Origin of the sequence: Amycolatopsis sp. NPDC049868 (assembly GCF_044461365.1) — a bacterium.
GTDB lineage: Bacteria > Actinomycetota > Actinomycetes > Mycobacteriales > Pseudonocardiaceae > Amycolatopsis.
Genome location: NZ_JBITKV010000004.1, coordinates 623268 through 649807, shown reverse-complemented (window position 1 = coordinate 649807; position 26540 = coordinate 623268). Strand labels below are relative to the sequence as shown.

Annotated in this window: 29 protein-coding genes; 14 read left to right on the top strand and 15 right to left on the bottom strand. The window is 68.8% G+C overall.

The window, feature by feature from the left end; translation table 11 throughout:
• Positions 1-81 precede the first annotated feature (81 nt).
• On the top strand, positions 82-1221 hold the full coding sequence (locus tag ACIBTM_RS21615; protein ID WP_395878834.1) for a S8 family peptidase: 1140 nt from the start codon (positions 82-84) through the stop codon (positions 1219-1221).
• An 83-nt stretch (positions 1222-1304) separates the two neighbouring features.
• Here ACIBTM_RS21615 and ACIBTM_RS21610 read toward each other — a convergent pair whose 3' ends face one another.
• Positions 1305-2171, bottom strand: a complete 867-nt coding sequence (locus ACIBTM_RS21610; protein ID WP_395878833.1) for an SGNH/GDSL hydrolase family protein — start codon at positions 2169-2171, stop codon at positions 1305-1307.
• A gap of 109 nt (positions 2172-2280) precedes the next feature.
• Between ACIBTM_RS21610 and ACIBTM_RS21605 the strand changes: the two genes are divergently transcribed.
• Positions 2281-3504 carry a helix-turn-helix domain-containing protein gene (locus tag ACIBTM_RS21605; protein WP_395878832.1) on the top strand — a complete coding sequence of 408 codons (1224 nt, stop codon included), beginning with the start codon at positions 2281-2283 and terminating at the stop codon, positions 3502-3504.
• On the opposite strand, the gene ACIBTM_RS21600 is transcribed toward ACIBTM_RS21605, so the two are convergent.
• Entirely contained in the window at positions 3463-4314 is an 852-nt protein-coding gene (locus ACIBTM_RS21600) for a helix-turn-helix transcriptional regulator (protein WP_395878831.1), read from the bottom strand. The genes ACIBTM_RS21605 and ACIBTM_RS21600 overlap by 42 nt on opposite strands.
• Positions 4315-4399: 85 nt before the next feature.
• Here ACIBTM_RS21600 and ACIBTM_RS21595 point away from each other — a divergent pair, with 85 nt between their 5' ends.
• Both ACIBTM_RS21595 and ACIBTM_RS21590 read left to right on the top strand, forming a co-directional pair.
• Positions 4400-5179 carry an SDR family NAD(P)-dependent oxidoreductase gene (locus ACIBTM_RS21595; protein ID WP_395878830.1) on the top strand — a complete coding sequence of 260 codons (780 nt, stop codon included), beginning with the start codon at positions 4400-4402 and terminating at the stop codon, positions 5177-5179.
• Between the two features lie 100 nt (positions 5180-5279).
• Positions 5280-6929, top strand: a complete 1650-nt coding sequence (locus tag ACIBTM_RS21590; RefSeq protein WP_395878829.1) for a WXG100 family type VII secretion target — start codon at positions 5280-5282, stop codon at positions 6927-6929.
• 14 nt (positions 6930-6943) lie between these two features.
• On the opposite strand, the gene ACIBTM_RS21585 is transcribed toward ACIBTM_RS21590, so the two are convergent.
• Complete coding sequence (locus ACIBTM_RS21585) at positions 6944-8053, bottom strand: response regulator receiver protein (RefSeq protein WP_395878828.1); 1110 nt, start codon at positions 8051-8053, stop codon at positions 6944-6946.
• 401 nt (positions 8054-8454) lie between these two features.
• On the opposite strand from ACIBTM_RS21585, the gene ACIBTM_RS21580 reads away from it, so the two are divergent.
• Positions 8455-9642, top strand: a complete 1188-nt coding sequence (locus tag ACIBTM_RS21580) for a tyrosine-type recombinase/integrase (RefSeq protein ID WP_395878827.1) — start codon at positions 8455-8457, stop codon at positions 9640-9642.
• A gap of 10 nt (positions 9643-9652) precedes the next feature.
• Here the strand turns inward: ACIBTM_RS21580 and ACIBTM_RS21575 are convergent, their stop codons facing one another.
• Positions 9653-10231, bottom strand: a complete 579-nt coding sequence (locus ACIBTM_RS21575; RefSeq protein ID WP_395878826.1) for a TetR/AcrR family transcriptional regulator — start codon at positions 10229-10231, stop codon at positions 9653-9655.
• An 84-nt stretch (positions 10232-10315) separates the two neighbouring features.
• Here ACIBTM_RS21575 and ACIBTM_RS21570 point away from each other — a divergent pair, with 84 nt between their 5' ends.
• The gene (locus tag ACIBTM_RS21570) at positions 10316-11206 is read left to right on the top strand and encodes an SDR family oxidoreductase (protein WP_395878825.1); all 891 of its coding nucleotides are present in this window, start codon (positions 10316-10318) and stop codon (positions 11204-11206) included.
• Positions 11207-11213: 7 nt separating this feature from the next.
• Here ACIBTM_RS21570 and ACIBTM_RS21565 read toward each other — a convergent pair whose 3' ends face one another.
• The 3 genes from ACIBTM_RS21565 to ACIBTM_RS21555 all read right to left on the bottom strand — a co-directional run bounded on the left by ACIBTM_RS21565 (position 11214) and on the right by ACIBTM_RS21555 (position 13576).
• The gene (locus ACIBTM_RS21565; protein ID WP_395878916.1) at positions 11214-11939 is read right to left on the bottom strand and encodes a class I SAM-dependent methyltransferase; all 726 of its coding nucleotides are present in this window, start codon (positions 11937-11939) and stop codon (positions 11214-11216) included.
• 76 nt (positions 11940-12015) lie between these two features.
• Positions 12016-12762, bottom strand: a complete 747-nt coding sequence (locus ACIBTM_RS21560) for a dienelactone hydrolase family protein (protein WP_395878915.1) — start codon at positions 12760-12762, stop codon at positions 12016-12018.
• 43 nt (positions 12763-12805) lie between these two features.
• Entirely contained in the window at positions 12806-13576 is a 771-nt protein-coding gene (locus ACIBTM_RS21555; protein WP_395878823.1) for an MBL fold metallo-hydrolase, read from the bottom strand.
• A gap of 90 nt (positions 13577-13666) precedes the next feature.
• Between ACIBTM_RS21555 and ACIBTM_RS21550 the strand changes: the two genes are divergently transcribed.
• The gene (locus tag ACIBTM_RS21550; protein WP_395878822.1) at positions 13667-14296 is read left to right on the top strand and encodes a CGNR zinc finger domain-containing protein; all 630 of its coding nucleotides are present in this window, start codon (positions 13667-13669) and stop codon (positions 14294-14296) included.
• Here the strand turns inward: ACIBTM_RS21550 and ACIBTM_RS21545 are convergent.
• The 3 genes from ACIBTM_RS21545 to ACIBTM_RS21535 all read right to left on the bottom strand — a co-directional run bounded on the left by ACIBTM_RS21545 (position 14283) and on the right by ACIBTM_RS21535 (position 16795).
• Positions 14283-14846 (bottom strand): hypothetical protein, encoded by a 564-nt coding sequence (locus ACIBTM_RS21545; RefSeq protein ID WP_395878821.1) that lies wholly within the window; start codon positions 14844-14846, stop codon positions 14283-14285. The two genes, ACIBTM_RS21550 and ACIBTM_RS21545, sit on opposite strands and share 14 nt — an antisense overlap.
• Positions 14847-14978: 132 nt before the next feature.
• Positions 14979-16124 carry an FAD-dependent oxidoreductase gene (locus ACIBTM_RS21540; RefSeq protein ID WP_395878820.1) on the bottom strand — a complete coding sequence of 382 codons (1146 nt, stop codon included), beginning with the start codon at positions 16122-16124 and terminating at the stop codon, positions 14979-14981.
• Positions 16121-16795: a TetR/AcrR family transcriptional regulator gene (locus ACIBTM_RS21535; RefSeq protein ID WP_395878819.1), complete on the bottom strand. Its 675-nt coding sequence runs from the start codon at positions 16793-16795 to the stop codon at positions 16121-16123. The genes ACIBTM_RS21540 and ACIBTM_RS21535 overlap by 4 nt, the downstream gene beginning before the upstream one ends.
• A 235-nt stretch (positions 16796-17030) precedes the next feature.
• Here ACIBTM_RS21535 and rox point away from each other — a divergent pair, with 235 nt between their 5' ends.
• Both rox and ACIBTM_RS21525 read left to right on the top strand, forming a co-directional pair.
• A complete protein-coding gene (rox, locus tag ACIBTM_RS21530; RefSeq protein ID WP_395878818.1) occupies positions 17031-18458 on the top strand; it encodes a rifampin monooxygenase in 1428 nt (475 codons plus the stop codon).
• A 68-nt stretch (positions 18459-18526) separates the two neighbouring features.
• Positions 18527-18916, top strand: coding sequence for a VOC family protein (locus ACIBTM_RS21525; protein WP_395878816.1), 390 nt, complete (start codon positions 18527-18529; stop codon positions 18914-18916).
• A 26-nt stretch (positions 18917-18942) separates the two neighbouring features.
• Here the strand turns inward: ACIBTM_RS21525 and ACIBTM_RS21520 are convergent, their stop codons facing one another.
• Positions 18943-19389, bottom strand: a complete 447-nt coding sequence (locus ACIBTM_RS21520; protein ID WP_395878815.1) for an Lrp/AsnC family transcriptional regulator — start codon at positions 19387-19389, stop codon at positions 18943-18945.
• A 92-nt stretch (positions 19390-19481) separates the two neighbouring features.
• On the opposite strand from ACIBTM_RS21520, the gene ACIBTM_RS21515 reads away from it, so the two are divergent.
• Positions 19482-20351: an LLM class flavin-dependent oxidoreductase gene (locus ACIBTM_RS21515; RefSeq protein ID WP_395878814.1), complete on the top strand. Its 870-nt coding sequence runs from the start codon at positions 19482-19484 to the stop codon at positions 20349-20351.
• Positions 20348-20773 carry a nucleoside deaminase gene (locus tag ACIBTM_RS21510; RefSeq protein WP_395878813.1) on the top strand — a complete coding sequence of 142 codons (426 nt, stop codon included), beginning with the start codon at positions 20348-20350 and terminating at the stop codon, positions 20771-20773. Before ACIBTM_RS21515 ends, ACIBTM_RS21510 begins: the two co-directional genes overlap by 4 nt.
• On the opposite strand, the gene ACIBTM_RS21505 is transcribed toward ACIBTM_RS21510, so the two are convergent.
• Positions 20764-21744, bottom strand: a complete 981-nt coding sequence (locus ACIBTM_RS21505; protein ID WP_395878812.1) for a cytochrome P450 — start codon at positions 21742-21744, stop codon at positions 20764-20766. The two genes, ACIBTM_RS21510 and ACIBTM_RS21505, sit on opposite strands and share 10 nt — an antisense overlap.
• A 291-nt stretch (positions 21745-22035) precedes the next feature.
• Positions 22036-22224 carry a hypothetical protein gene (locus ACIBTM_RS21500; protein ID WP_395878811.1) on the bottom strand — a complete coding sequence of 63 codons (189 nt, stop codon included), beginning with the start codon at positions 22222-22224 and terminating at the stop codon, positions 22036-22038.
• A 25-nt stretch (positions 22225-22249) separates the two neighbouring features.
• Here ACIBTM_RS21500 and ACIBTM_RS21495 point away from each other — a divergent pair, with 25 nt between their 5' ends.
• On the top strand, positions 22250-22762 hold the full coding sequence (locus ACIBTM_RS21495; RefSeq protein WP_395878810.1) for a CGNR zinc finger domain-containing protein: 513 nt from the start codon (positions 22250-22252) through the stop codon (positions 22760-22762).
• Between the two features lie 26 nt (positions 22763-22788).
• Here ACIBTM_RS21495 and ACIBTM_RS21490 read toward each other — a convergent pair whose 3' ends face one another.
• Both ACIBTM_RS21490 and ACIBTM_RS21485 read right to left on the bottom strand, forming a co-directional pair.
• On the bottom strand, positions 22789-23229 hold the full coding sequence (locus ACIBTM_RS21490; protein ID WP_395878809.1) for a hypothetical protein: 441 nt from the start codon (positions 23227-23229) through the stop codon (positions 22789-22791).
• A gap of 130 nt (positions 23230-23359) precedes the next feature.
• Positions 23360-24580 carry a hypothetical protein gene (locus tag ACIBTM_RS21485; protein WP_395878808.1) on the bottom strand — a complete coding sequence of 407 codons (1221 nt, stop codon included), beginning with the start codon at positions 24578-24580 and terminating at the stop codon, positions 23360-23362.
• A gap of 151 nt (positions 24581-24731) precedes the next feature.
• Between ACIBTM_RS21485 and ACIBTM_RS21480 the strand changes: the two genes are divergently transcribed.
• Together ACIBTM_RS21480 and ACIBTM_RS21475 are read left to right on the top strand one after the other, a co-directional pair.
• On the top strand, positions 24732-25487 hold the full coding sequence (locus ACIBTM_RS21480) for an SDR family oxidoreductase (RefSeq protein WP_395878807.1): 756 nt from the start codon (positions 24732-24734) through the stop codon (positions 25485-25487).
• Between the two features lie 51 nt (positions 25488-25538).
• Positions 25539-26414, top strand: coding sequence for a LysR family transcriptional regulator (locus tag ACIBTM_RS21475; RefSeq protein ID WP_395878806.1), 876 nt, complete (start codon positions 25539-25541; stop codon positions 26412-26414).
• Positions 26415-26540: the final 126 nt, after the last annotated feature.

The window sequence follows — 26540 nt, the reverse complement described above, 5'->3', positions numbered from 1 at the left end:
CTTGACCGGCCGGTCCCCTGCGAACGACAGGACGAACACATGCGAGAGACGAGACAAGCGCGTTGGCTGTCGCGTGCTGGAATGGCGAGCGCGGTCGCAGTGGCGATCAGTGTGACCGCCGCTCCCGCCCAAGCCGCCGAAGGACAGATCCTCGCCGCGGGATCCGCCGAAGCGATCCCGAACAGCTACATCGTCACGCTGAAGGACACCGGCGTCGTGGGCGCGCTGGCGAACCGTTTCGGCGCGAAGGTCGAGCATGTCTACAGCAGCTCGCTCAAGGGCTTCTCCGCGACGCTGTCGGAGCGGCAGGCCAAGCGGCTCGCCGCCGACCCGTCGGTGGCGTCGGTCGAGCAGAACCAGGTCTTCCACGCGGACGCGACCCAGACCAACCCGCCGTCCTGGGGTCTCGACCGCGTCGACCAGCGCAACCTCCCGCTCGACAACAAATACAGCTACACCAGCACCGGCGCGGGCGTGAACGTCTACGTCATCGACACCGGTGTGCGGATCAGCCACCAGACCTTCGGCGGCCGCGCCCGCAACGGCTACGACTTCGTGGACAACGACGCCGTCGCGCAGGACGGCAACGGCCACGGCACCCACGTCGCCGGCACCATCGCCGGTTCGCAGTACGGCATCGCGAAGGGCGCCACCGTCTACGGCGTCCGTGTGCTCAACAACTCCGGCAGCGGCACCACCGCCGGGGTCGTCGCGGGCATCGACTGGGTCACCAAGAACCACGTCAAACCGGCCGCGGCCAACATGAGCCTCGGCGGCGGCGCCTCCAGCACGCTCGACGACGCCGTCCGCCGGTCGATCGCCGCGGGCGTCACCTACGGCGTGGCCGCCGGGAATTCCAACTCGAACGCGTCGGGCTTCTCCCCCGCCCGCGTGACCCAGGCGATCACCGTCGGCTCGGCCACCAACACCGACGCGCGCTCCAGCTTCTCCAACTACGGCAGCGTCCTGGACATCTTCGCATCGGGCACGAACATCACGTCGTCGTGGAACACCAACGACACCGCGACGAGGACCATCAGCGGCACCTCGATGGCGACCCCGCACGTGGTCGGCGTCGCGGCCCGCTTCCTGCAGAACAACAAGACCGCCACACCCGCGCAGGTGGCCACCGCGCTGATCAACGCGGCCACCGCCGGCAAGGTGACCAACCCGGGCTCCGGTTCCCCGAACCGGCTCCTGTACTGGTCGCCGACCGCCTGATTCTCACGCCTCACACGTGCCAGGAAAGGACCGTTCCTTGCAAATTTTGCAAGGAACGGTCCTTTCCTGGCGTCGGCGGCGGGCTACAGCACCTTCCGGATACCCGGCACCACCGCCGCGAGCCCGGCGGCGTTCGGGTGCAGCGGGGCGAAGCTGTTGTTCACCACCGACGGGATGAGTCCTTCGATCCATTTGACGCCGATCGGCTGGCAGGCGTCGTGGCCGATGCTCGGCGTCCGGATGTCGACGTACTTCGCGCCGTGCGCGGCGGACTGCTCGGCCATCCGCGCGTTGAGCCGGTCGATGTTGGCCTGGATGTAGTCGGCGTCCTGTGGCAGGACCGGGACGAGCGGCCAGCAGCCGCCGGGTTTGATCCCGGTCGGGTAGCCCACCATGACGATCTCGGCACGCGGGGCGCGCTGGCGGATCTGCTCGATGACCGTGCCGTAGGTCGCGGCGAAGGCGTCGATCTTGGTGGCGTACTTGTCCACGCCGCCCGTGGTGTTGGCTGCCTTGCACGAGGCGCCCACCGGCAGCAGGTTCACGCACGAGGTCGCGAGCCCGACCAAGCCGATGTCGTTGCCGCCGATGCCGACGGTCACCAGTGTCGTGTCAGCCGAGAGCGCGTCGTACTGCGGCGGGTTCGTGCCGGAGATGATGCCCTTCTGCGGGTTGGTGAAATGGGACGTGGTCGCGGCGCCACAGGTGACGTCGCGCAGTTCGTCGACGTCGATCTGCTTCGCCAGCAGTCCTGCGTAGTTGATCGCCGACCGGGCGCAGGTGAGCAGATCGGACTGCGGCAGGACCACCGATCCCGCCGAGAACGAGTCACCCATTGCGACGTACACCTGCCGCTCCGCCGCGGCGAGGGCCGGTGTCCCGATTCCGACGAGGGTCAGTGCGGTGCCCGCCACCGCGGCGATCCTGGCGAGTCTTCCCCAGCGTGTCATGCCGCCTCCTGCATGCGTCGTCGAATGCTGCGGCCAGCGTCCGCCGCGCCGGGAAGAACCACTAGAACGGAGGCGCGCGTTCTTGATCGGAGTTTTGTAGGTTCCCTCTATGACGAAGGCGTCGGCACAGCCTTGGCGCAGGCTCGACGCCTCGGTGCTGACCCGGCTGGAGCCCGACACCGCCGCGATCGCGTCCGCCGCGATGGACCAGGTCCGCGCCGGGCTGCGGACCCCGCTGGACGGCCGGACGGCGGCGAACCTCCAAGTCACCCTCGACGTCGCGTTGCACGCCTTCTTCAGCGAGATCGGCCATCCCGACATCACCACCGACCGGGAGGTCTACCGCGCGCAGGGCCGGGCCCAGCACACCGCCGGCCGCAGCCTCGAAGAGATGCTCGGCTTCTACCAGTCGGCGGCCCTGGGCGTCTGGCGGCAGCTGACCTCGGCGGCACCGGCGGTGGACCTGCCGACCCAGGCGATCGTCGAACTCGGTGAGGCGCTCTTCGCCTTCATCGCGGAACTCTCGGCCGCGGCCGCCGACGGGTACGCCGAAGCACGTTCACAGGCGGCGCGAGCCGGGCAAGCCCGGCGGGACCGGCTCCTGGGTCTCCTGCTCGCCGAACCGGCCGCCACCAGGGAACTGCTCGACGACGCCGCGAGCCAAGCCATGTGGGTGCTGCCCGGCAGCCTCGTCGTCGCCGTCACCAGCGCCGATGTCGCACCACAGCTGCTGGACCGGATGCCGGGGCGGGTACTCGTCGGCCGTCACCACGACCTGACCGCGGTGGTCATGCCCGCCGACCGGCTCGAGTGGTACCTCGGCCGGTTGCGGGACCTGCTCGGCGACGACCAGGCCGGGGTCGGCCCGATCGTGCCGCTCCGCTCGGCCGCGCTCAGTGCCCGCCGGGCGAGCGCGCTCTGGCGGCTGACCCGCACCGGCGCGCTCGGCGACAGTCCCCTCGTCCACACCACCGACCACCGCATCGATCTACTGCTGACCGCCGATCCCGAGTTGGCCGCCGAGTTCTCGGAAGACGTCCTCGCGCCGTTGGCCGGCCTCCCGGAACCGGCGAGGCAGCGGCTCACCACGACCCTCGCCGCCTGGCTCGCGCGGCCTGATCAGCCGCAGGCGATCGGCGTCGAACTGCACGTCCACGTCCAGACCGTCCGATACCGGATCCGGCAGTTGCGGACGCTGTTCGGCGGCACGATCGACGACCCGGCCGGCCGCTTCGCGCTCGCGATCGCACTCAGAATCGACCCGCTGGTATCGAGGGAACCTACAAAACCGTCAGAGCGGAGCGTCCATCCGCTGCGTCCCGACGACGGATAGCAGCCGCAACGCGTTCTCCGACGGAGTACCGGGGTCGGCGGTGTAGATCACGACCTGCTGATCCCGGTCGCTGATGTCGAGGACATCGCAGTTCACGCTGACCGGGCCCACCACCGGATGCCGGAACGTCTTGCACAGCGTGGGCGCGGCGCACACATCGTGCGCGGCCCAGAGCCGCGCGAACTCCTCACTGCCGTCGAGGAGTTCCCGGATCAGCCCGGCGACTTCGGGATCGCCGGGATAGCGGCCGGCGGTGGCCCGCAGATTCCGGACCGCGCTCGCCGCGAACTCGTCCACATCGGACACCCCGTACAGCCGCCTTCCCTCCGGCCGCGGGCCGAGGAACGCGCGGCGTACGAGGTTGCGGTCCCGCCTCGGCAGCGCGGAGAAGTCCTCCATCAGCGCCGCGGCGAGGTCGTTCCAGGCGAGCACCTCGTAGGTCGCCGACAACACGATCGCCGCCGCCTGCGGAAGCCGGTGCAGCAGCGCGAGAATGCTCGGACGGACCACCCGGGACGGGCCGGGAGGTGGTCCCGGGGGCGCGCCGGCGAGGTGGTGCAGGTGATCCCGTTCCACATCCGACAGCCGGAGCGCCCTGGTCAGCCCGCCCAGCACCTCACGCGAAGGCCGTGGACCGCGAGCCTGCTCCAGCCGCGTGTAGTACTCGGTCGAGATGAACGCCAGCTGCGCCACCTCCTCGCGCCGCAGACCGGGGGTGCGGCGGCGGGGCCCGGCGGGAAGGCCGACGTCGGCGGGCGTGATCCGCTCGCGCCTGCTGCGCAGGAAGTCCGCCAGTTGTCGTCTGTCCACCACTCCAGTGTGGACGATGGCGGTCCGCCAGCCAGGTACCGCCGGTGCCTGGATACGCGCCGGGGGCGGGAGAACCCTCGGTGCCATGACCAACACAACGACTGTTTCGGGCCTTCTCGACGGCAAGGTCGCCTTCGTCACCGGGGCCGGCCGCGGTATCGGGGCCGCCGCCGCACGGCTGTTCGCCAGGGAAGGCGCCCGTGTCTTGCTCGCCGCCCGCACCGAGTCCCAGCTGAAGGCCGTGGCCGAGGAGATCCGCGCGGAGGGCGGCGTCGCGGACCACGTGGTGTGCGACCTCGGCGACGCGTCGAGTATCCGCGCGGCCGTCGACCGGGCGGTGGAGCTGCACGGCAGGCTCGACGTCGCGTTCAACAACGGCGCGACCAACGTGCCGCCCGGCCCCATGGACCAGGTGACCGAAGCCGACTTCGACCACATCTACGCGGTGAACCTGAAGGGGCCGTGGCTGGCGATGATCGCCGAGATCGAGGCGATCCGGGCCACCGCGAAGACCGGGGCCATCGTCAACAACACCAGCGTCGGCAGCCTGATGGCCAACCCGGAACTCCCCGCGTACGGCGCGATGAAACGCGGTGTCAACAGCCTCACCGCCTCGGCCGCCACCACTTACGGCCCGGAAGGGATCCGTATCAACGCCGTCGCACCCGGCACGACGTTGACCGAGATGTTCAACGAGTGGGTCGAAAGCTCGCCGGACATCCTGCAGCGGCTCAACGCCCAGACCCCGCTGGGACGCGTGGCCGAGCCTGAGGAGATCGCGCAGGCCGCGGCGTGGCTGCTGAGTGACCGCGCCTCCTACGTGACCGGAACGGTTCTGCGGGTGGACGGCGGCATGCTGTCCTGAGCCTCGGGCAGGGGTGGGTGATGCGGGGAACCGGTGTCCGCCTTCGGGCGTCTGAACGCGCACAACCCACCCTGACCAGGGGTTGCCCGAGGAGAAGCCGATGCCGTTCCTGGATCCCGAACCGCTCTACGCCAAGCTCACGTCGGGGGACGCGGCGGGTATCGCCGAGGTCGGCGCCACCATCGCCGACGCCAAGACGTCGCTGCAGACCGTGGCGGACGGGATCTCCGACGGCGCCCTGCGAGCGGCCCGATCCTGGCGCGGCACGGCGGCGGCGGAGTTCGTCGGCAAGGCGAAACGGTCCTCGCGAACCGTCGCCGAGGTGTACACCCAGCTCAACACCGCCGAGGCGGCGATCAAAGGTGCCGCGAAGGCGTACTCCGCGCTGCGGACGTCGGCCGACACCGCCATCGGACCATGGCGCAAGCTCGGCCTGACCGACCTCCTCGAAGCGCCGGAGATCGCGATGAAGACCATCCGGGCATTGACCGTCGCCCAGCAAACGTACGAAAGCAGGCTCACCGCGCTGGCGGCCACGACCGACGGCGGCGGAAGCGAAGGCTGGGACAGCGACGGCAACGCCGACATCAGCGGAGTCAACCCAGGCGAGCCGTGGACTTCGCAAGGTCTGGCCTACGACGGCGAGAACCTGCTCGTCGGCTCGTACCACGACGGCAACGGCGACGGGTCGGGCGATAACCCGATCGGCACCGGCCTGCCCCCCAGCAGGCTGACCTACGTCGACTACGAGACCGGCGTGGAAACGGGGAACGTCTACCTCAACGGCGACGGCGAGGTAGACGCGCCCACGCACACCGGCGGTGTCGCGACGGACGGTGAGTATGTCTGGGTGTCGTCCGACAAGCACGTGTACGTCTACGACAAGGCAGAGCTCGACGCCGCACAGAACAGCGGCAAGCCGGTCGACGCCATCGATGCGGTTCCGACGCCCGCCCACAGCTATGTCACCTACGCCCAAGGCAAGCTCTTCGTGGGCGATTACGAGAACAACCGGCTCTACGAAATCCCTGTCAATTCGGACGGTTTACCCCTGCCGGACGAGGCCGGAGACCCGATCGAGACACCGAACAACGTCCAGGGCGTCGTGGTGCGCGACGACGAGTTCATCTTCTCGTCCTCCGACGGGCACAGCGGCAAGTTCTACCGGCAGGACCGGACGCCGGAGTGGTACGACTTCAACGATCGCGAAGAGATCGAGTTGAAGGGCGGCGACCCGGGCAACGAAGACGGCTACGACTCCCACGGCGTCGAAGAGGCCGTCGAGATCGACGGGGAGATCGTGCTGGCGCACGAGTCCGGCGCTTACGGGTACCAGAAGAACCCGGGCTCGAAGTGGGACGAACCGGAGCTGACCAGGATCTCCCTGGAGGAGCTCGGCCTCGACCCGGACGGCGCGCTCTCCCCCGGCGCGGCCGGATACGAAACCGATCCCGACTCGCTGATCGGTGCCGCGGGCGTCCTGGACGGGGCGACGTCGACGTTGAGCACTGCCGCCGGCGCGATGTCGCGGCTGCAACTGGTACCGCATCTGCTCGGCGACGTGCCCGCGGCCACCACCTTCAGCGACACACTGACCAAGCACGTCACGGCGGCCGGGGACCGGCTGACGGCGGGGGTGGAAACGGTCGGCGGCATCGCGGACAGCCTGGTCACCGGGGCGGACGCGTACCGGCGCATCGAGGACGGGATCAAGGAAGGGCTGGCCAAGCTCGGCGGTCTGATTCGGTAGTTCGCTGCCGACGATCACTCGCGTGTCTTCGGAGCCGCGACGCCGTCGCCGAGGAGGATCTCCAGCAGGTCGTGTCGTAGTGACGTTGCCGGTTCCTCTGTCGCGGCGAGAGCACGGTGCTGGATGCGGGCCAGCGTCCCCGCGGCCTGTTCGCGCGATGCCTGTGTTCGGGTGATCTGCTGCTGGGCCGCGGTGAGTTGCTCGCGCGCGGCACTCAGCTCTGTCAAAACGTCCGCGAGTCGTGTTTGGGATGCGGTTTCGCGTGCGGTTCGCTCGGCGAGGGACTCTTGATAGCGGGCGTCGAGCGCTCGTAGCTGTTCTCGCGCGGCGCCCAGCTCCGCGGTCAGCTCGGTTTTCTGTGTGTCCAGCAGCCGTTCCCATGTCTTGCGTTGCTCATCGGATGCGGTGAGGGCGTCCCGTGCGGCGTCCCGTTCCGCGGTCCGTGTCGCCAGTTCCTCATTGAGGCTTGAGAGCGTGGCGGCCAGCTGATCGGCCCGGGTTCGCTGCGTCGCCACTTCCTCGGCTGCTTCCTGTGCGTGCTTGGTGATCACCGCGGCGGCCGACTCCGCTTTCGCCTGAGCCAGCTGGGCGGCGGACCTGGCCTCCACAGCCTCGTCCGTGGTCGCCTTGGCCAGCTGCTCGGCTTGCTGAGCCGTCCGGGCGGCTTCCATCGCAGCCTCGGCGGCCGCTTCGGCCTCGGCCGCTCGCGCCAGCGCGGCGTCCCGTTGCCGGTCGGCTTCCGCCGCAGCCTCATGGGCGGTGTCGGCTTGGCCGACGGCAGCCGCGATCTCATCGCGCAGGTGCGCAGTGACGGCGTCGAGCGCGTTGCTCAACGTACGGAGAGGGTCGGTCAGCGCGGCGGCCGCCTGGTCGAAGGCCTGTCCGGCGTCCGCCAGCGCCGCGGACGGCACGGCGTCATCGCCCAGCGCCTCTCGCAGGGCCTGTTCGGCCGCGGCCAGTTGCTTGCAGCTCTTTCCGCCGGGCCATGTCCGGTCTGGGCAGAACTCATAAGGCCTGCCTCCCCGCGGCCCCGGTGGCGGCAGCGGTTCCCGGCACTTACGGAACCCGCATCGTGCCTGCTCCGGCGCGCCTTCTTCGGCTACCGCGCTCGCGTTCTCGACCATACCCGAAGCCTACCTTGTTAGTTACATAACCTCTAACTGAGGTATCTGTATTCACAACCACAACGTAACTTAGCTACAGAAGATACATTTTGTAGCTAAGTTCTGATCTAGGGTTTAGGAGCTTCGATTTCGGCCGAAAGGGGCCGTGATCGCCCTGGAAACAGGGCTGAACGACCGGCCCGAAAACGCGTTTGCCGTTACCGCGAGTAACACGATTCGCCCGCTATGCCAGATGGCCGCCCCGTTTCGTCACGGTGACGCTGCTCGGCGGCACGATCGTGTATCCGGCGCTACCACTACGGTGATCGGATGAACGACGCGACCGACCGGAGCCCGGAGGGCAGCCGACAGTGAAGCTCTTGTCCGGCCTCGATTCCGCCGCTGTCTCACCCGGAGAAGCTGTGGGAGAAAGTGAAGTCTGGCCGGGGGTCGCGGATCCGGCAAGCCTGCTTTCCGGCATCACAGAGTGGTTGACCGGATACGGCAACCAGCAGACCCGCCGCACCTACGCGGAAGGGCTGGGACTGCCGGTGACCACCGCCGATATCGGCGCCTGGATACGGCCCCGGATCGGCGCCCCGGCCCAGGATCGGTGGACTGACGCAGTGGCCGCCTACGCCCAGGCCGTCGTCATCGCGCCCAAGCCGGCGGGCCGGGCAGGGCCTCCCCCGGCGGGCCGGGGCCGGTTACGGGCCTGTCATTGGCTGCGGTGGTGCGCGGCCAACGGAGTGGATCCGGCGATGGCGACATCGGCACAGGTGAAGACGTGGCTGAGGGACCTGGAGTCGGCGGGTGCGGCGCCATCGACGCGGGACCGGATGCTGGCGACGGTGAAGACCATGTACGCGTCCCTGGCCGACGCGGGTCTGGTGGCGGCGAATCCGGCGGCGCTGGACCGGAGGCGGTTGGGGCTGGCCGCGGCGACGGCGAGCACGTCGGCGACGGTCACCTTGACGAACCGGCAGGTCGCGGCGTTGCACCAGGCGGCGGGGACGCCGCGGCGGGGCGCGAGTGCCTGCGATGTCGCGCGCTCGGTCGCGATCGTCGCGCTGTTCACGCTGGGGTTGCGGGTCAGCGAGCTGTGCGGGCTCGACTGCGCCGACCTGCACGTCACCCGGGGACGGCGGGCGCTTCGCGTGCGCGGCAAGGGCGGGAAAGTCCGCATCGTGTATCTGAGCGTGCCCGCCGAGCGCGCGCTGATGGACTATCTGGCGCTGCGCGCGGACGGTACGGGGACCGAGGTGGTGACCGGCGCCGGTCGTCGCACCCGGACCCCGGATCTGCCCCTGCTGGTGACCCGTGGCGGACGCCGGTTCACCCGGCAGGCGATCTGGCAGCTCCTGCGCCGTATCGCCGCGTCCGCCGGTCCGGAACTGGCCGGTGTCGCCGAGGTGATGCACCCTCACTCGCTGCGACACTTCTACGTGACCGCCGCGGTCGAGGCCGGGGCCTCACTGGAACACGTGCAGGCCGACGTGGGACACGCCAGCATCGACACCACCAGCGGCGTCTACGATCACGCCGCCCGCGACCCGGCGCGCAGCGCGGTCGACCTCGTCGCCGACGCCTGGCACCTCAACGGCAACTGACCTGTTTCGGTCAGCCGAGAGATGCGCTCGCGGCGCGCAGTTCGTCGAGGGCCTTGAGCAGGTAGGTGGCGAAGCCGTCCTCGGGAGCGCGGTCGCCTTCGGACCATTCGGCGTATCCCCGTTTGAAGGCGAGGACCCCGAGCTCGCTGGCGAGGGCGGCGGTCGGATCGGGCACGCCGCGGGCGACGAGAGCGGCGGTCATGGCGGCTGCGAGGCTGACACTCTTGAGGGCGTCTCGTTCCTGAAGCTCGGCGCTCGCGGCGACTGCGGCCTTCAGTCGTGGGGCGATCTCCCGGCTCATCGGGCCCATCGCGGTCGACGCGCGTACGAGACCCGCGGCGACCGCCTCCAGCGGGCTGTCTTCGACGGGCGCCTCGGCGATCCCCTCGGTCAGTAGCCGGCTCAGCGTTTCCTGTCCGGCGACCAGCAGTTCGCGTTTGTCGGGGAAGTGCCGGAAAAAGGTGCTCTTGGTGACGCCCGCACGTTCGGCGATCTGCACGACCGTCGTGGCGTCGTAGCCCTGCTCGGTGAACAGGTCGACGGCTGCCATGACGAGGCGTTCACGCGCGTCCGGCTCCCATCGACCCATGAGGCCATTCTATGTGATGGGACTCTTGTCCCATCACACTGGTAGAGTGACGGGACAAGAGTCCCATCACTTACGGGAGAGTCCATGCACGTCTTCGTCACCGGTGGCACCGGCCTGATCGGGTCCGCCGTGGTCGCCGAGCTCCTCGGCAACGGTCACACCGTCCTCGCACTCGCCCGCTCCGAGGCCTCGGCTCAGGCCGTCTCGGTCGCCGGCGCCGAGCCGATCCGGGGTGGCCTGGCCGATCTCGACGTCCTGCGGACCGCCGCCGCCAAAGCCGACGCCGTGATCCATCTGGCCTTCGCCAACGACTTCAGCAGCCCCGAAGCCCTGGCGAACGCGGTCGCCGAGGAAGGCGCCGCCCTCTCCGCCCTCGGCGAGGAGCTCGTCGGCACCGGCCGTCCTTTCGTGACCTGTTCGGGCACGCCCGCCACACCGGGCCGCGCCTCCACCGAGACCGACCCGATTCCGACCGACGGGCCGGTCGGCGGTCGCGGTCGCGCGGTCACCGGGGTCCTGGATCTGGCTTCACGCGGAGTCCGGAGCTCGGCCGTCCGCCTGCCGAGGACGGTCCACAACGAGGGCGCTGGCGGGTTCGCCGGTGTGCTGACCGGGATGGCGCGCCAGAGCGGAGTGTCCGGTTACCCGGGCGACGGCACCCAGCGCTGGCCTGCCGTGCACGCCCTCGATGCCGCGGTCCTCTTCAGGCTCGCGCTGGAGAAGGCCGAAGCCGGTACCGCTTGGCACGCCGTGGCCGACGAGGGCGACCAGGTGCGCGACATCGCGGCGGTCATCGGCACGCGCCTGGGGCTGCCCGTCGAGTCTGTGCCGATGGAGACCTACGGCCCCCTCGGCGTCATCTTCGCGGCCGACCAGCCGTCGTCCAGCGCGCACACCCGCCAAGCGCTCGGCTGGACTCCCCGGCACCCGAGCCTGCTGAAGGACCTGGAGAACATCCAGCCAGTCCGACCTTGACGTCCGGCTAGACGGCCTCGAGGACGAAGAACAGGAAACTCAGGAAGGCGGTCTTGCCCGCGAGTTCCTCCGGGAAGCGCTCACGCGCCCCCGGCGCCGGGGGTGGCTCGCTGACGACCGCCGTCCGGAAACCCGCCGCGGTGAAGGCGTCGGTCATCGCGTGCAGTGGCCGGTGCCAGTACGTCAGCACGGCTTTCTCGCCGCTGAAGGTGTACTCGTCCGACCACTTGACGGTCTTGAAGTAGTCGGCTTCGGGGTGGACCAGCTTGAAGATGATCGGGTGATTGACGGCCATGATCAGCCTGCCGCCGGGTTTCAGCACACGCCTGATCTCGGCCAGCGGCGCTGTCCAGTCTTCGAGGTAGTGCAGGACGAGGGCGGCGATGACGTCGTCGAAGGCACCGTCGGGAAAGGGCAGCGGCTCGCCGATGTCGGCGAGCCGCAGGGCCGCTTCTTCGCCGAGCCGTTTCCGGGCCAGCTCCAGCATTTTGGCGCTGGAGTCGAAGCCGGTCACGATGGCACCTCGATCGCGGAGCGCCTCGAACGAAGGGCCCGCGCCACACCCGGCGTCGAGGATCCGCCTGCCGGTCACCTCGCCGGCCAGATCGAGGATGGCGGGCAGCGTGTAGTAGGCGTTGACCAGGCTGGATTCGTTCTCGGCCGCGTATGCCTCGGCGGATGTCGTGGTGCCCCTACCTGGAGTCGAACCCCGACTGTCCTGGTTCTCGACCAGGTGCCTCTGCCAGTTGGGCCAGAACCGCGAGGAGTGAATTCCTCGCACAATAAAGAAAGCCTGAAGCGGGCGTCGATCAAGACCTCAGGGTGCTCCCAAGGAGTTCGAGCAGCCGCTCCCAATGGCGTCGTGAACCGGCGGCGTCGAAGGCGTCGGTGTCGGACATGGTGTAGCCGTGGACGGTGCCGGGGTAGATCTCGCAGCTGTACTCGACTCCGGCGGCGTCGAACGCGTGACTGATCTCGGCGATCGCCTCGGGTGTCATGTCGCCCTCGGCGAGGCCGAGGTGGACTTTCGCGGTGAGGCCTGGGATCCGCCGGTGCGGGCTGTCGGGTTGGTCGGTGACGAGTGCGCCGGGGTGGAAACCGGCGACGGCGGCGACCTGATCGGGGTGGGCTGTCGCGGTGCGCATCGCGAGGACGGCGCCCATGCAGTAGCCGATCACGGCGACCGGTCCGGCGCCGACCTCGGGCCGAGCGGTGAGGAAGTCGAGGTAGGCGCCGGCGTCGCTCAGGGCGCGTTCGGTCGTGTGCGCCTCGATGAGCGGCATGATCTGGCCGAACAGCTCGGGGCGATGTTCGGCGGTGATGTGCTCGGGAAGGTCGAACACCGGTGCCGGGCGGTGCCGATAGAAGACATTGGGGACCAGGACGTAGTAGCCGTGATCGGCCAGTTCGCGGGCCATGTCCCACAGGACGGGGCGTGGGCCGAACGCATCCGGGTACAGAAGGACACCCGGATGCGTTCCGCCTTCGCCGGGGTACGCGGCGAAGGCGTCGGACTGGCCGTCGGGGGTGGGAATGCTCAGCGTGGCGGAGGGAATGGCGGTACTCGCTTTCTCGTCGACGTACCTCGAACGTAGACGATCAAGCTCGGCTCAGGCGCAGCCGATCCGCCAGCCCGGCCGAGGTGAACGCGGCCACCAGCTCGTCGCGGCCTTCGGTGAAGTGATTCCAGCTGTCGATGTGCACGGGGACGACCGTGCGGGCGCCGAGGATGCGCGTCGCCTCGGCGGCCAAGGCGCTGTCGAGGACGAGCAGAGCTCCGTCGAAGACCGGCTTCAGACGCGGAGCCCCGGCGAAAAGCACGGCGGTGTCGACCGGCCCGAATCGCTCCGCGACCTGCCGGACGACGTCGAGCGAGGCGTTGTCGCCGCTGACGTAGACCGTCGGCAGGCCGGCGCCGGTGAGCACGAAGCCGACGACGTCACCGCTGACCTTGTCCGGGGAAGGTCCGTGGACCGCGGGTGCGGCGGTCACGGTCACGACTCCCCCGCCCGGCCGGTCGAGTTCGACGGTCTCCCAGTTCTCCAGCCCTTTCGCGGTGCCGCCGAGCCGTCCCGCGCCGCTGGGCGTGGTGAGTGTCAAGGGCACGTCCGCCAGCAGCTTCCGGCCCGAGTGGTCGAGGTTGTCCGGGTGCTCGTCGTGGGAGAGCAGGACGGCGTCGACGTGGCCGAGGTCCGCGGGGTTCGCTGACGACGGCGCCGTCTTGGTGAGGCCGGGTCTCCCGTTGGGCCTCGGGTAGTAGCCGGGTTCGTCGAAGGTCGGGTCGGTCAGGAACCGCACTCCGCCGTAGTCGATCAATGCGGTCGGCCCGCCGAAGACCTGGACGGAGAGCTGGTCGCTGATCTGGTCCATCATCCACCTCACGGATAGGTATTGTTCTTTCCGTGAGTAACCCTATCGAGTTGTCACGGATAACCGCAACTACTTCCGTGAGAGTTTCTCATGGATGAGCCCAGCGCCTACCATGAGAACGTGGACGACACCGCTGCCCTTCCTCCCGCCCCGGGCGCCGAGCAGTACGTCGCGCTGGCGCTCGCCAACACCACGATCGCGTTGCCCGGCGGCCAGTTCATCGATTTGCTCGGCACTCCGGGCGCCGCGACGGACTGGCTCGCCGAACAGGGTCTCGCCCCGGTCGACGCCGGTCTTCAGGAGATGTGCGCGGGTCTGGTCCGCTCGTTGCGTGAGCAGGTGCGGGTGCTGCTCGCGTCGCGGTCCTGTTCGGATCCGGCGCCGCAGAGCGCGCTCAACGCCGTCAACGAGGCGCTGAGCAAGGCGCCCACCGCCGAGCTCCTGCGCTGGGACCCGGCCCGTGGGCTGTATCGCACCGCGTCGCATCCGATCACCCAGATCGTCGAGCACGCGTTGGCGACACTCGCCGCCAACGCCGCGGACCTGGTCACCGGGCCGGACGCGGAGCGGATCGCGGCCTGCGGCTCTCCGCCGTGCACTCGGTTCTTCCTGCGCAACGGCCGGCGTCAGTGGTGTTCCGTGCGCTGTGGCGACCGGGCCCGTGCCGCCCGTGCCTACGCCAGGCGCGCCCAGCCGGCGGGGTCGGTCAGTCGAAGTTGAACGCTCCCAGGTCCACCGTCAGGGACTTGAGGCCGTTGAGCGCGCAGTCGGGATTGGGATCGGCCAGAACGGGGACAGCCGTTCCCGTGTCGCCCGCCAGGGTGCCGCTGGAAATATGGGCTTGGAGGACGACTCCCTGGGCCGGATCGGTGCTGATCCTCCAGGTGTAATGGCTGATTCCGGCGTTGGGCGACCAGGTGAAGGTGTTGACGGCCGGGTTGTTGCTCTTGAAGGTGAGCAACAGCTGGCAGATGTTGGCGGGAAGGCCGTTGGCGCTGACCGTGGCGTAGGCATCGATCACGCCTGATTGGATGTTGTCGTACCTGCCATTGAGCGACAAGCAGTTGGCGAACAGGCCGGTGGCGTGGGCTGTGGAAGTCAGGCGCTGGGGAGTCAACGGGGGTGTGATGTCGATATTGAACGCGCCGGTGCAGTCCAAGTCTCCCTGGGCCGCGTGGGCCGCGGGTGCGACCAGGGCAGAGCTCAGCGTGAGGCCCGCGAAAAGACCTGCTGTGGCGGCACGGACCGCGGCCGTCTTCATGACGGGCATGGGAATGCTCCTTTCCGAGCGGAAGATGCCATCTCTTGGCCTCATGTCCACAGTGGAGCGCCACGCTCCGCCGGGACTCCGCTGGACGTGTGAGAGCACACCACGTCCGAGTGGTGACCTGGAGTAGCCGTTTCAGGTGGCGCGCGGGCGCTGGTCGGCGAACCGTTCCAGCAAAGGTTTCGGGGAGTCTTCGGCGAAGCAGAGGACGAGGCTTTCCGCGGATTCCGCCGCTGAGGCTTCACTGCGCGGGAACAGTTCCGTTTCGTATGCCTTGAGTGCGGCTTCGACGTCGCCGGGATGCGCGGCTAGGGCGAGGCCGAGTTCGGCGCCGTCGAGCATCGCGAGGTTGGCCCCCTCGCCGGCGAACGGCGACATCAGGTGGGCGGCGTCCCCGACGAGGGTGACACCGGGAACCCGATCCCAGCGGTGGCCGATGGGCAGCGCGTGGATGGGCCGTGGGACCAGCTCGCCGTCAGCGTCGGTGATCAAGGCGCGCAGACCGGCGTCCCAGCCGTCGAAGCGGTCCAGCACGGCGGCCTTCGCGGCAGCGGTGTCGCTGAAATCGATGGTGGAGATCCAGTCCTCGGCGGTTTTGAGCGCGATGTAGACGTGGAGGCTGCCGGTGCTGTCGTGATGCCCCAGAAGTCCTTTGCCCGCACCGAGTGCGAAGAACATCCCGTCGCCGGCGAGCGCGGCGCTCGCGGGGTGGCGCTCCCTGGCGTCGTGCAGATGCACTTCGACGAAGGAGACACCCTCGTAGCTCGGTTCGGCGTCGGAGACGAGGCGGCGGACCTTGGACCACGCGCCGTCGGCACCGATCAGCAGGTCTGTGGTGAACGACGTGCCGTCGGCCAGCGTCACCTCGTGCCTGCCGTCGGCGAGCGGGTGTGCGCCGGTGGTTTTGGCGCCCCAGCGCACGGTTCCCTCGGGCAAGGAGCCGAGCAGCAGGTCGCGCAGGTCGCCTCGGGCGACTTCGGGACGGCCGCCGTCGCCGTCGTCGGTCTCGTCGAGGTGCACGACGGCGTGCCGGTCGATGATGCGCATGGCCTCGCCGCCGGAGTGCACCAGCGTGCGGAATTCGTCGTGGAGACCGGCGGCCCGCAGCGCGACCTGTCCGGAGTCCTCATGGATGTCGAGCATGCCGCCCTGTGTCCGGGCGGACGGCGACGCGTCGAGGTCGAAGACCGCGGCCTCGACGCCGTTGATGTGCAGGACGCGGGCCAGGGTGAGTCCGCCGAGGCCGGCGCCGATGATCGCGATGGGGTGGTGCGTGGTCATGTCGGGTTCCTTTCCGGCGGCAGGCCGGTGTGCGTGATTCCGGTGATCAGCACCTGCAATCCCCACGACATCCGCTGCTCCGGCCGACCGGTGAGCAGGTCGGCCGCGTGGGCGGCGATCTGGGGATGGGTCGTCTCGTCGGCGTCCCGCACGGCGCGGGCCAGTGCGTCCCAGTCCTCCGGCGATTCCTGCTCGGCGTGCTCGGCCGCGGTCGATGTCGCGTGCTGCAGGAGGATGTCGATCCCCCAGGCGCGCCGCTCGGTGGGTACCTCGCCCTCGGCGAGCAGGGCGAGCAGGTTCTCGACCAGGCCTAGGTAGTTCTCGCCGCTCGGGCGGGCCACCAGTGCGGACAAGGCGAGACCGGGGTACTCCAGCAGTGTCGCGGTGTAGGCCGTGAGCAGCTGTTCGAGCCGGTCACGCCAGGAGCCTTCGGCCGACGGCGGGGTGATGGTGCCGAGGAGTTCGTCCAGGATCGCCGCGTGCAGTTCCGCGGTGTTGCGGACGTAGACGTAGAGCGAGGCGGCGCCGGTGTCGAGTTCCTGCGCCAGCCGGCGCATCGTGACCTTCCGCAGGCCTTCCTCGCGCAGGATCGCGACCGCGGCGGCGACGATGCCGTCTCGGGTGAGCGCGGGTTTGGCCGGTCGCTCGCGGCGGCTCTTCGCAGGTGCCATGACCACACTCTAACGAACATGTTCGTTACGAACAAGTTCGTCACAGGTCACAGTGATCCACATTGCCTCTAACGGGGGTTTTGTCCGTCCACTGCGGACTGAAATGACAACGGCAGAGAGAACGACTCTCCCTGCCACTTCTAACGTATAACGCACCTGGGGGCTTGTGGCAAGACCCCGGTCATGCCGCAGAATCCCCGCCGGACAAACACGAGCTCGACAACCGGGGGAACTCTTGATCGACGTGATCATCGCCGGCGGCGGGCCGACCGGCATGATGCTGGGCGCCGAACTGCGGCTGCACGGCGTCCACGTGGTCGTCCTGGAAAAGGACCTGGAACAGTCCAAGGTCGTCCGCTCGATGGGCCTGCACGCGCGCAGTATCGAGGTGATGGACCAGCGCGGTCTGCTGGAGCGGTTCCTCGAACACGGCAAGAAGTATCCGGTCGGCGGCTCCTTCGCGGGCATCGTCAAACCGGCGCCGACGCTGGACAGCGCGCACGCCTACATCCTCGGCATCCCCCAGACCGTCACCGATCGCCTGCTGATCGACCACGCCGCCGAGGTCGGCGTCGAGATCAGGCGCGGCCGCCAATTGGTCGGACTGTCCCAGGACGAGGACGGGGTGAACGTCGAACTGGCCGACGGGACGAGGCTGCGCTCGCGCTACCTCGTCGGCTGCGACGGCGGCCGCAGCGCGGTACGCAAGCTCCTCGGGATCGACTTCCCCGGCGAGCCCGCCACCGCCGAGACGCTGCTGGGCGAGATGGAACTGACCGAGGACTGGGAAACGGTGCTCGCCGTGATGACCGAGGTCCGCAAGACCCAGCTTCGGTTCGGCCTCTCCCCCATCGGCGACGGGGTCTACCGGGTCGGCGTGCCCGCCGAAGGCCTGGCCGAGGACCCGCGGGTCCCGCCGACCTTCGACGAGATCAAACGACAGCTCGTGGCGGTCGCCGGAAGCGACTTCGGCGTCCACTCACCCCGCTGGCTCTCCCGCTTCGGCGACGCCACGCGGCTGGCCGAGCGCTACCGGGCCGGACGCGTGTTCCTGGCGGGCGACGCGGCGCACATCCACCCGCCGGTCGGTGGGCAGGGGCTCAACCTCGGCGTCCAGGACGCCTTCAACCTCGGCTGGAAACTCGCGGCCGCGGTCAACGGCTGGGCACCGGACGACCTGCTGGACACCTACCACACCGAACGGCATCCGGTGGCCGCCGCGGTACTCGACAACACCCGCGCGCAGATGCAGCTGATGTCACTCGATCCGGGCTCGCAGGCGGTCCGGCGGCTGCTGGCGGAACTGATGAACTTCGAAGACGTCAGCCGCTTCCTGACCGAGAAGATCACCGCGACCGCGATCCGCTACGACTTCGGTGAGGGGCACGAACTGCTCGGCCGCCGGATGCGCGATCTGGAGCTGAAACAGGGCCACCTCTACGGGCTGACCCGCGGTGGCCGCGGCCTGCTGCTCGACCAGACCGGCTCGCTGTCGGTGCGGGACTGGGTGGATCGGGTCGACCACGTCGTCGACGTCAGCGAGGAACTGGAAGTACCGGCGGTACTGCTGCGGCCGGACGGTCACGTGGCGTGGGCGGGTGAGGATCAGGACGAGCTGATCGAGGCGTTGTGCCGGTGGTTCGGAGAGGGCGAAGTCCTCTAGCGCGCCAGGTCCGGCGGCTATTGGCTGGTGGCGTTCCGAATCCGACGCCACGACAGGAGTTGATGACCATGGCCGGACGGGTCGTGCATTTCGAGATTCCGTTCGAGGACGGGGAGCGCGCACGCGGTTTCTACCGGGAGGTCTTCGGCTGGAAAGCCGACACGATGCCCGGGATGGACTACACGATGGTCGCTTCGGGGCCGACCGCCGAGACCGGCATGCCCTCGGAGCCGGGATACATCAACGGCGGCATGCTGGCGAAGGAACTCAGCCCCGCGTCGGGTCCGGTGATCGTGCTCGACGTCGACAGTGTCGACGACACGCTCGCGGTCATCGAGAAGCAGGGCGGTTCGACGCTCGTCGGCCGGACCGCGGTCGGCGACATGGGTTTCTCCGCCTACTTCAAGGACACGGAAGGCAACGTCATCGGCCTCTGGGAGACAGCGGGCCGAAGCTGACCCTCGAGGGCCCGTGACCGGTGCGGTCACGGGCCCTGCGGCCCCCGATAGGGCAACGTCTGGTTGTAGACGATGTTGGTGTTCGTGCTCCCGAACAGCGCGAGCTCGTTGACGATCTCCTCCAGCCGTCCCATCGACGGGGCCGCGATCTTCAGCGAATAGCAGTCGTCGCCGGTCGTGCGGAGGCATTCGAGGATCTCGGTCCGCTCGGCCAGGAGCTTGTGCAACGGCGCGTGCTTGCTGCCCGGGTACTTCAACCGCACCACCGCGAGCACCACGTACCCGGCCTTCTCCAGGTCGACCTCCGCGCGATAGCCGGTGATCACCCCGGCCGACTCCAGCCGCTTGACCCGTTCGGTCGTCACCGACGCGCTCAAGCTGACCCGCTTCCCCAGTTCGGTGAGCGGAAGGCGCCCGTCCTTCTGGAGCTCCACCAGGATCGCCCAGTCCGTCGCGTCGAGAGTCTCGGCCATCCGGCCAGAATACCGGCAGATCCACGGCCGAATCCGCCATACGCCGGGAAAGATCCCTTCCCGGGTTTCCCGCCCGCCGATAGCCTTGACCTGTGCGAATAGGTGTCAACGTCCCGAACTTCGGACCGGGGACCGACCCCGGGATCCTCCGCGGCTGGGCCACCACGGTCGAAGGCCTCGGCTACGACCTGCTCATGGTGTCCGACCACGTCGCCATCACCCCCGACGTCGCCGAGCAGTACCCGGCGCCGTTCTACGAACCGTTCACGACGCTGTCGTGGCTCGCCGGTGTGACGAACCGGATCCGGCTGGGCACCACCGTGCTGATCGTCCCGTACCGGCATCCGCTGCTGATCGCCCGCATGGCCGCGAACCTGAACCAGCTCAGCGGCGGACGGCTGGTGCTCGGCGTCGCGTCCGGCTGGGCCCGTCAGGAGTTCGCGGCACTCGACGTCCCGTTCGAGAAACGGGGACGGCTGACCGACGACCACCTCGACGCCGTCCGGAAGGCCTGGGGCGACGACACCGACTACCGCGCCGGCGACATCCCGATCTGGGTCGGCGGCAACAGCGACGCCGGGATCCGCCGCGCCGTCCGGGTCGGGGACGCCTGGCATCCGCTGCGGGCCACCCTCCCCTGGCTCACCGAAGCGCTCACCAGGGTCAAGACCATCGCCGACGCGCACGACCGGCCGGTCCCCGCGTTCACGCCGCGGATCCTGCTGAACGTCACCGAACGCCCGGTCACCGCACCCGATCGCGCCGCCGGGGAAGGCACGATCGAGCAGATCGTCGACGACCTCGACCGGCTTCGCCACCTCGGCGCCGAGACGGTCGTACTCGACCCGTTCTCCGGCGACCCCGAAGAGACCCTCCGCCCGGAAGCCGCCTGGCAAGCACTGGCGACCGTGGCCGCACACTGGGAACTGGGCCGCTACCGAACCGAACAGGACCGACCATGACCGACGAAGACGAGAAGTTCCTCCGCCGCGCCATCGAACTGGCCGCGAAGTCCCGCGAAGACGGCGACCCGCCCTTCGGCTCACTGCTCGTCGGCCCCGACGGGGCGGTGCTCGCCGAGGACCACAACACCACGGTGTCGCAATCGGACATCAGCCTGCACCCGGAGCTGAAACTCGCCGTGTGGGCCGCACGCGAACTCGAACCCGCCGTCGCCGCGGCGACCACGATGTACACCAGCTGCCAGCCGTGCGGGATGTGCCAGGGTGCCATCGAACGCTCCGGCCTCGGACGGGTCGTGTTCGCCCTTTCCGGCGAACAGGTCACCGCACTCAAGCCACCCGCGACCGGCCCCGGCGTACGACTCGAAGGCCCCGCGCTGTACGACGAGGCCCGCGTGCCGGTGGCCGGGTACTACACCTGAGCGAAACGGAATTCCGGCGGGGCCAGAATCGGCCCCATCACCGGATCTTCTTTCCGCAGTTCGATTTTCGCGGCAGGCAATTCACTCCAGCATTCCAGGACACGCGCGGTCGCCTGGTTCACGAAACGTGAACCGACACAGGCGGCCGCGCCGAAACCATAGGGAAGATACACCGATTTGTACCCCTCCGGCGGATTTTCCCAGCGCGACGGCCGGTACTCGTCGGCGTCATTCCACACCCGCGGATCACGATGCAGCAGAAAGGTGCACAGGTAAAGCCGTTCGCCCGGCGACAACGCCACCCCGCCGACCTCGACCGGACTCGTGACCTTCCGCGACATCAACCAGGCCGTCGGCCACAGCCGGCACAGCGCCCCGATCAGGCCGTGCAGGACCAGCGCGACATCGTCCATCGACCCGACCGCGTCGCGGACGGCCTTCTGAAACCCGGTGTCCCCGTCTCTGTCCGACGCCCAGCGATAGAGCGCGGCCTCCGCCCGGCTGTGCGCGATCCGCCGGCGCAACGCGACGACCGCGGATCTGTCCCGGTCACGCCGGTTCGACAACGACAACGCCCGGTGCAGCGCCTTGCGGGCGGACGGGGTGAGATCGGGCAACAGTCGATCACCGAACAACCGCAGGTACAGATCCGAAACCGCCGAAGGCCACGCCTCGCCACCCATCGCGACCTGCAACTCTTCCGCGATCCGCTCCCGGGGCGACGACCGCAGCACGGCATCCAGCTCCCGCGCGATCGCGGAGTTCACCGGACGGCTCCTCTCCGAACCCGGGATCCAGTCCGCGACCGCGCCCAGTGTGGCCGCCCGTGCCTCGAACGGCTCGGTCGTGCTCGCGAGCACCGTCCGCGCGATCTCCGCGTCCGACACCAGGTACCGGCCCGGTTCGAACAGGACCACCGGGGGTTTCCCGGTCCGGTCCCACGTCAGAAGGGGACGCAGCGGGTCGGCCATCAGGCCATCCTGGACACCTTCGACGACTGTGTGCATCGTTCCCCCAGAACAAGACGGTTGCGGCGGCGATCCGGGATCGCCGCCGCAACCGGAATGACTCAGGATCAGTAATCCATGTAGTAGATCACCCAGCCCGATTCCTTGCTGCGAATGCTGCGCAGCATCGAACGAGTGAAGAAACGAACAGCCTTCATTGTGTCTTACCCCCAATCCCCAGTTCGTCATCAACGTGACGAGCAGAAAATATTGGGCGGATTGTGATCTTGTCAGTAGCGGAACAGAACCCCGCCGTCAGAGCCGAGCCTGCCCCAGCTGGGACTTGGTCGCCCCGATCACCACACCGTCCACCCGCGCGAGCCAGCTCCCGCACAGGCACCGGACGTACTCCAGCCTCCCCTGGGAGACCCGCTGGGACGTCGTCGCGCTTTCAGGCAGTTCGGCCAGCGGCCAGCCGCACCGCGGGCACTTGTTCGCTTCCATACCCCGATCGTGCTGTAATGAGTCAATGCACTTCAACCCTTACGGCGGGGCGGCCGCGCAGATCGCCGCCGAACTGGTCAACCTGGGCGACGCCGCCGACCCGGCCACGCTCACCGCGATCTTCCGGGACCGCATGACCGTCGCCGCCGTACAGGACCACGAAGCGACCGAGATCATCGCGTGGACCAAGAGACTCAGGCGCGTCTTCGAAGCCGATCCGGCCACCCGCGTCGACCTGGTCAACGCCCTGCTCCACGACTCCGCGTCCAAGCCCTACATCTCCACCCACGACGGCAAAGCGCCCCACCTGCACTACGTCGACGCACAGGCGGGCACCGCGCCCCGGGTCCGGGCCTACACCGCCGGCGGACTCGCACACCTCGTCTGCGACGCCCCGGACCGCTTCGGCGTCTGCTCACGCGAAGGCTGCGAAACGGTCTACGTCGACGTCTCCCGCAACGGCCGCCGCCGATTCTGCTCGACCCGCTGCGCGACCAGGGTCCACGTCGCCGACCACCGGACCAGGCAAGCGAGCTAGCGCCTCATCAAGGAACGTGAGGCCGGTTACGGGAAGTACGGGTTGTCGTAGCCGTACTCCTTGCAAGAGTCCACCCCCGGCCGGATGTCCGTGCACACCCGCAGCGTGGGACCGAAGATGCCGTTGGTGTCAGATCCCTCGATGCCCTTCCAGGTAATGGACTTGCCGCAGCCTTCGTTGTTGTCGCGCCGCTTCCCCTGCCACTCGCTCGTCCACCCCTTGTTGATGATGAAGTAGAAGTAGACGGGGTTTCCGTCGCACTTCGCGTCCTTCAACGTGACGTCGGCCTTGAAGCTGCCCCGGCCGGTCCACGTCAGCGTCCCGCTGATGCTCGCGCCGCCGTCCGGCGACTTCCCGGAGATGGATTTCGACTGGTCCGCCGCCGCGGATCCCGCGCCGACGAACGTCAGCGCGAGCGCCATGAACACCGACACAAGACATGCGACGACCCTCGAACGAACTCTCATGACAATCCCCTCGTGATCTCCCGCCCACCTCGGGCGGGGCACCCACGATCCCGGGAGCGCCTTTCAATCTGCTTTCATGCCATGAAAGCCAAGGCAACGTGCCTTTGAGCCCGATGCCCGCGATGAGGCACTAGATCGCGTACCGCCACGCCGTCAGCGCATGCGCCGAGAACCACGCGCCCAGCACCACCCACGCCACCGCGGCCGCCACCGCCGTCACCGTCCGCCGCTTCGACAACCCGATCGCGATCGGGACCAGCACCGGGAAAGCGGGCAGGATGAACCGGATCTTCGCATCCGGCAGCCCCCGCGTGCCGATGGCCAGCAACAACACCCCGGCCCCGTAGAGCGTCAACGGCCACGGCACCCGGATGAACACCGCCACCAGCGCCAACGCCACCGCACCCAGCAGCAACAGCACCGTCAGCGTGCTGAACACCGACTCGTCCCCGGTCAACCGCGCCAGCACCGAATCCGCGGTCTCCGCACCGAAGTCGAACTCGGTGTTCCAGCCCCGCAACTCGATGTCCTGCCAGCCGGTCCAACTCCCCGTCCGGTACGCGACGAAGCCCAGATACCCCGCCACCCCCAACGGGGCGATCACCGCCCCCGCGAGCGCCCACCAGCGCTTCTCGCCAAGCCGGAAGACCTCGATCGACGCCGCGACGACGACCACCGCGACCAGCACCACCGCCGTCGACCTCGACAACCCGGCCGCGAACGCACACGAGCCGGCCAGCAACCAGCGCCGTTCCAGCACACCCACCAGCGCCCACACGGCGAACGCGCAGAACACCGCCTCCGTGTAAGCCATCGAGAACACGATCGCCATCGGCGCCCCGGCCCACAGCGCCACCAGCAGCAACCCGGTCCGGTCACCCCGCTCCGGCGAGACCGCCCGCCCGATCCGGACCAGCCCGCACGCCAGCACCAGACCGGCCAGCACCGACACCGTCAGCGCCGCCGTCACGACATCGGGCCCGAGCCACATCACCGCGCCGACGAGCTTCGGATACAGCGGGAAGAACGCCATCGGCGCGTCCGAGTACGGCTGCCGTGCCGCGTCCAGCGTCCCCGGCAGATCCGCGTACCCGTGCACCGCCAGCCGCAGATACCACTGCCCGTCCCACGCGGTCAGCCGATCGGTCAACGTCGCGCCACGCCGGGCGGCCAGCACATCGAGCAACTGGACACTCGCCGTGCGGATCACGAGATACAGCAGGATCGCTCTCGGATAAGGCGACCAGGCCAGGCGGTCGAGAACTCTCTCGAACACACGCGCCGGACGCCCCTGCCGGGGCGCCTCCTCGGGGGCGGTGGGCTGATCAAGGTCGTCGACTTCTCGGAGCACGATCCGAGTGTCCACAATACGAGGTCATCTCGCCGTTCGATCCCGAAGATTCCCGGCTCCGCGCAGGTGGGAAAGCCCACAAGCCAGGCTTGTGACCCCACCTCGATCTTGTGTTTCCCAACCCCTGCCCCTGGCTCCTACGTTCGAAGTCATGAGCGAACAGAACCTGAACGGAACAGTGGCGATCATCGCCGGCGGCGCGAAGAACCTCGGCGGACTCCTGTCCACCACACTCGGCGAAGCCGGCGCCAAGGTCGTCGTCCACTACCACGGCGACGCCTCCGCGGCCGACGCCGAGAAGACCGTCGAAGCCGTCCGCGGCGCCGGCTCCGAAGCCGTCGCCGTCCAAGGCGACCTGACCGAGGTCGCCGACGTCCGCCGCCTCTTCGACACCGCCGTCGACACCTTCGGCGGCGCCGACATCGCGGTCAACACCACCGGCATGGTCCTGCGCAAGCCGATCCTCGAAACCACCGAAGAGGACTACGACCGCATGTTCGCGGTCAACGCGAAAGCCGCCTACTTCTTCATCCAGGAAGCCGGCCGACGCCTCTCCGACAACGGCAAGATCATCAGCCTCGGCACCTCACTGCTGGCGGCCTTCACCGACGGCTACTCCACCTACGCCGGCGGCAAAGCCCCGCTGGAGCACTTCACCAGGGCGGCCGCCAAAGAATTCGCCGACCGCGGCATCTCGGTCAACGTCGTCGCGCCCGGCCCGATGGACACCCCGTTCTTCTACCCGCAGGAAACCCCCGAGCGGGTCGAATTCCACAAGTCCCAGGCCAAGGGCGGACGACTGACGAAGATCGAGGACATCGTCCCGATCATCCGCTTCCTGGCCACCGACGGCGGCTGGTTCACCGGCCAGACGATGTTCCCGAACGGCGGCTACACCACGCGCTGACCCTTACCCTGACCAAGACGCCGTAGACCGAACACGAAGGGGAACCCCGGGGTGGGCCTGGACCTGTACAAGCTGAACCACCTCATCGCCGTCGCCGAAGAAGGCAGCTTCACCCGCGCGGCGACCAGGCTGCACCTGAGCCAGCAGGCGCTGTCGACCTCGGTGCGCACGCTCGAGCGGGAAGTCGGCGTCCCCCTGCTCGAGCGGAGCGCCACCGGGGTCACCGTGCTCCCCGCGGGGCAGGCACTGATCGCCGACGCCCACCTCCTGCACGGTATCGCCGACTCCGCCGTCCAGCGCGCCCGCCGCATCGGCCGGAGCGAACCGGAACGACTCCGCGTCGGCCACACCCCTGCCGTCACCGGCGACGAGGTCACCGCCCTGCTGCGCAAACACCAGACCGACCCCGGGCTCATCATCGACGTCAACCAGCGCTACCCCGACGAACTGATCGCGCAGCTCCTCGGCGGGCAACTGGACCTCGGCCTCGGCCGCGCGCTGACCCTCGCGCACGGCCTGGTCGGAACCACCCTGATCCGGCAGCGGCTCAACGTCGCCGTGGCCGCCGGTCACCGCCTCGCCGACCGCGAGGAACTCGGGCTGAGCGACCTCGACGGCGAAGAGATCACCGTCTGGGGTCACCCCGGCCGATCCGGATACACCGACCTGCTCGTCAACCTCTGCCGCGACGCGGGATTCGAACCACGCGTCCGCCGCAACCCCATCCAGGGAACGCCACCGGTCACCGCCGTCCTCGACACCGAAGGGGTCGCCTTCGTGACCGCACCGCCCGGACCGGCGGCGGGCGGCGCCGTTCTCGTCCTGGAACTGCGGCCGACCGTACATGTACCACTGCAAGCCCTCTGGCCCCAGCACGGCACTTCCGACGCCCGCCAAGCGTTTCTGGCTTCCGTCCAAGGGTTCTAGTGTCCTGCGTCGTTGATTCTCAAGTCCGTCCATTGAGGAGTGGAGCAAATGTGGCGTGGGGGGGGGGCACCAAAGAAGGGGGGGGCATTGTCCCCCAACTGGGTTTTGCGAAGCCCCCCACAAAAC

Coding starts and splice junctions, on each gene's coding strand:
- ACIBTM_RS21615 (WP_395878834.1), top strand. CDS start 82: ATGGCGAGCGCGGTCGCAGTGGCGATCAGTGTGACCGCCGCTCCCGCC.
- ACIBTM_RS21610 (WP_395878833.1), bottom strand. CDS start 2,171: ATGACACGCTGGGGAAGACTCGCCAGGATCGCCGCGGTGGCGGGCACC.
- ACIBTM_RS21605 (WP_395878832.1), top strand. CDS start 2,281: ATGACGAAGGCGTCGGCACAGCCTTGGCGCAGGCTCGACGCCTCGGTG.
- ACIBTM_RS21595 (WP_395878830.1), top strand. CDS start 4,400: ATGACCAACACAACGACTGTTTCGGGCCTTCTCGACGGCAAGGTCGCC.
- ACIBTM_RS21590 (WP_395878829.1), top strand. CDS start 5,280: ATGCCGTTCCTGGATCCCGAACCGCTCTACGCCAAGCTCACGTCGGGG.
- ACIBTM_RS21585 (WP_395878828.1), bottom strand. CDS start 8,053: ATGGTCGAGAACGCGAGCGCGGTAGCCGAAGAAGGCGCGCCGGAGCAG.
- ACIBTM_RS21575 (WP_395878826.1), bottom strand. CDS start 10,231: ATGGGTCGATGGGAGCCGGACGCGCGTGAACGCCTCGTCATGGCAGCC.
- ACIBTM_RS21570 (WP_395878825.1), top strand. CDS start 10,316: ATGCACGTCTTCGTCACCGGTGGCACCGGCCTGATCGGGTCCGCCGTG.
- ACIBTM_RS21555 (WP_395878823.1), bottom strand. CDS start 13,576: ATGGACCAGATCAGCGACCAGCTCTCCGTCCAGGTCTTCGGCGGGCCG.
- ACIBTM_RS21550 (WP_395878822.1), top strand. CDS start 13,667: ATGGATGAGCCCAGCGCCTACCATGAGAACGTGGACGACACCGCTGCC.
- ACIBTM_RS21545 (WP_395878821.1), bottom strand. CDS start 14,846: ATGCCCGTCATGAAGACGGCCGCGGTCCGTGCCGCCACAGCAGGTCTT.
- ACIBTM_RS21540 (WP_395878820.1), bottom strand. CDS start 16,124: ATGACCACGCACCACCCCATCGCGATCATCGGCGCCGGCCTCGGCGGA.
- ACIBTM_RS21535 (WP_395878819.1), bottom strand. CDS start 16,795: ATGGCACCTGCGAAGAGCCGCCGCGAGCGACCGGCCAAACCCGCGCTC.
- ACIBTM_RS21525 (WP_395878816.1), top strand. CDS start 18,527: ATGGCCGGACGGGTCGTGCATTTCGAGATTCCGTTCGAGGACGGGGAG.
- ACIBTM_RS21520 (WP_395878815.1), bottom strand. CDS start 19,389: ATGGCCGAGACTCTCGACGCGACGGACTGGGCGATCCTGGTGGAGCTC.
- ACIBTM_RS21510 (WP_395878813.1), top strand. CDS start 20,348: ATGACCGACGAAGACGAGAAGTTCCTCCGCCGCGCCATCGAACTGGCC.
- ACIBTM_RS21505 (WP_395878812.1), bottom strand. CDS start 21,744: ATGGCCGACCCGCTGCGTCCCCTTCTGACGTGGGACCGGACCGGGAAA.
- ACIBTM_RS21500 (WP_395878811.1), bottom strand. CDS start 22,224: ATGGAAGCGAACAAGTGCCCGCGGTGCGGCTGGCCGCTGGCCGAACTG.
- ACIBTM_RS21495 (WP_395878810.1), top strand. CDS start 22,250: ATGCACTTCAACCCTTACGGCGGGGCGGCCGCGCAGATCGCCGCCGAA.
- ACIBTM_RS21490 (WP_395878809.1), bottom strand. CDS start 23,229: ATGAGAGTTCGTTCGAGGGTCGTCGCATGTCTTGTGTCGGTGTTCATG.
- ACIBTM_RS21480 (WP_395878807.1), top strand. CDS start 24,732: ATGAGCGAACAGAACCTGAACGGAACAGTGGCGATCATCGCCGGCGGC.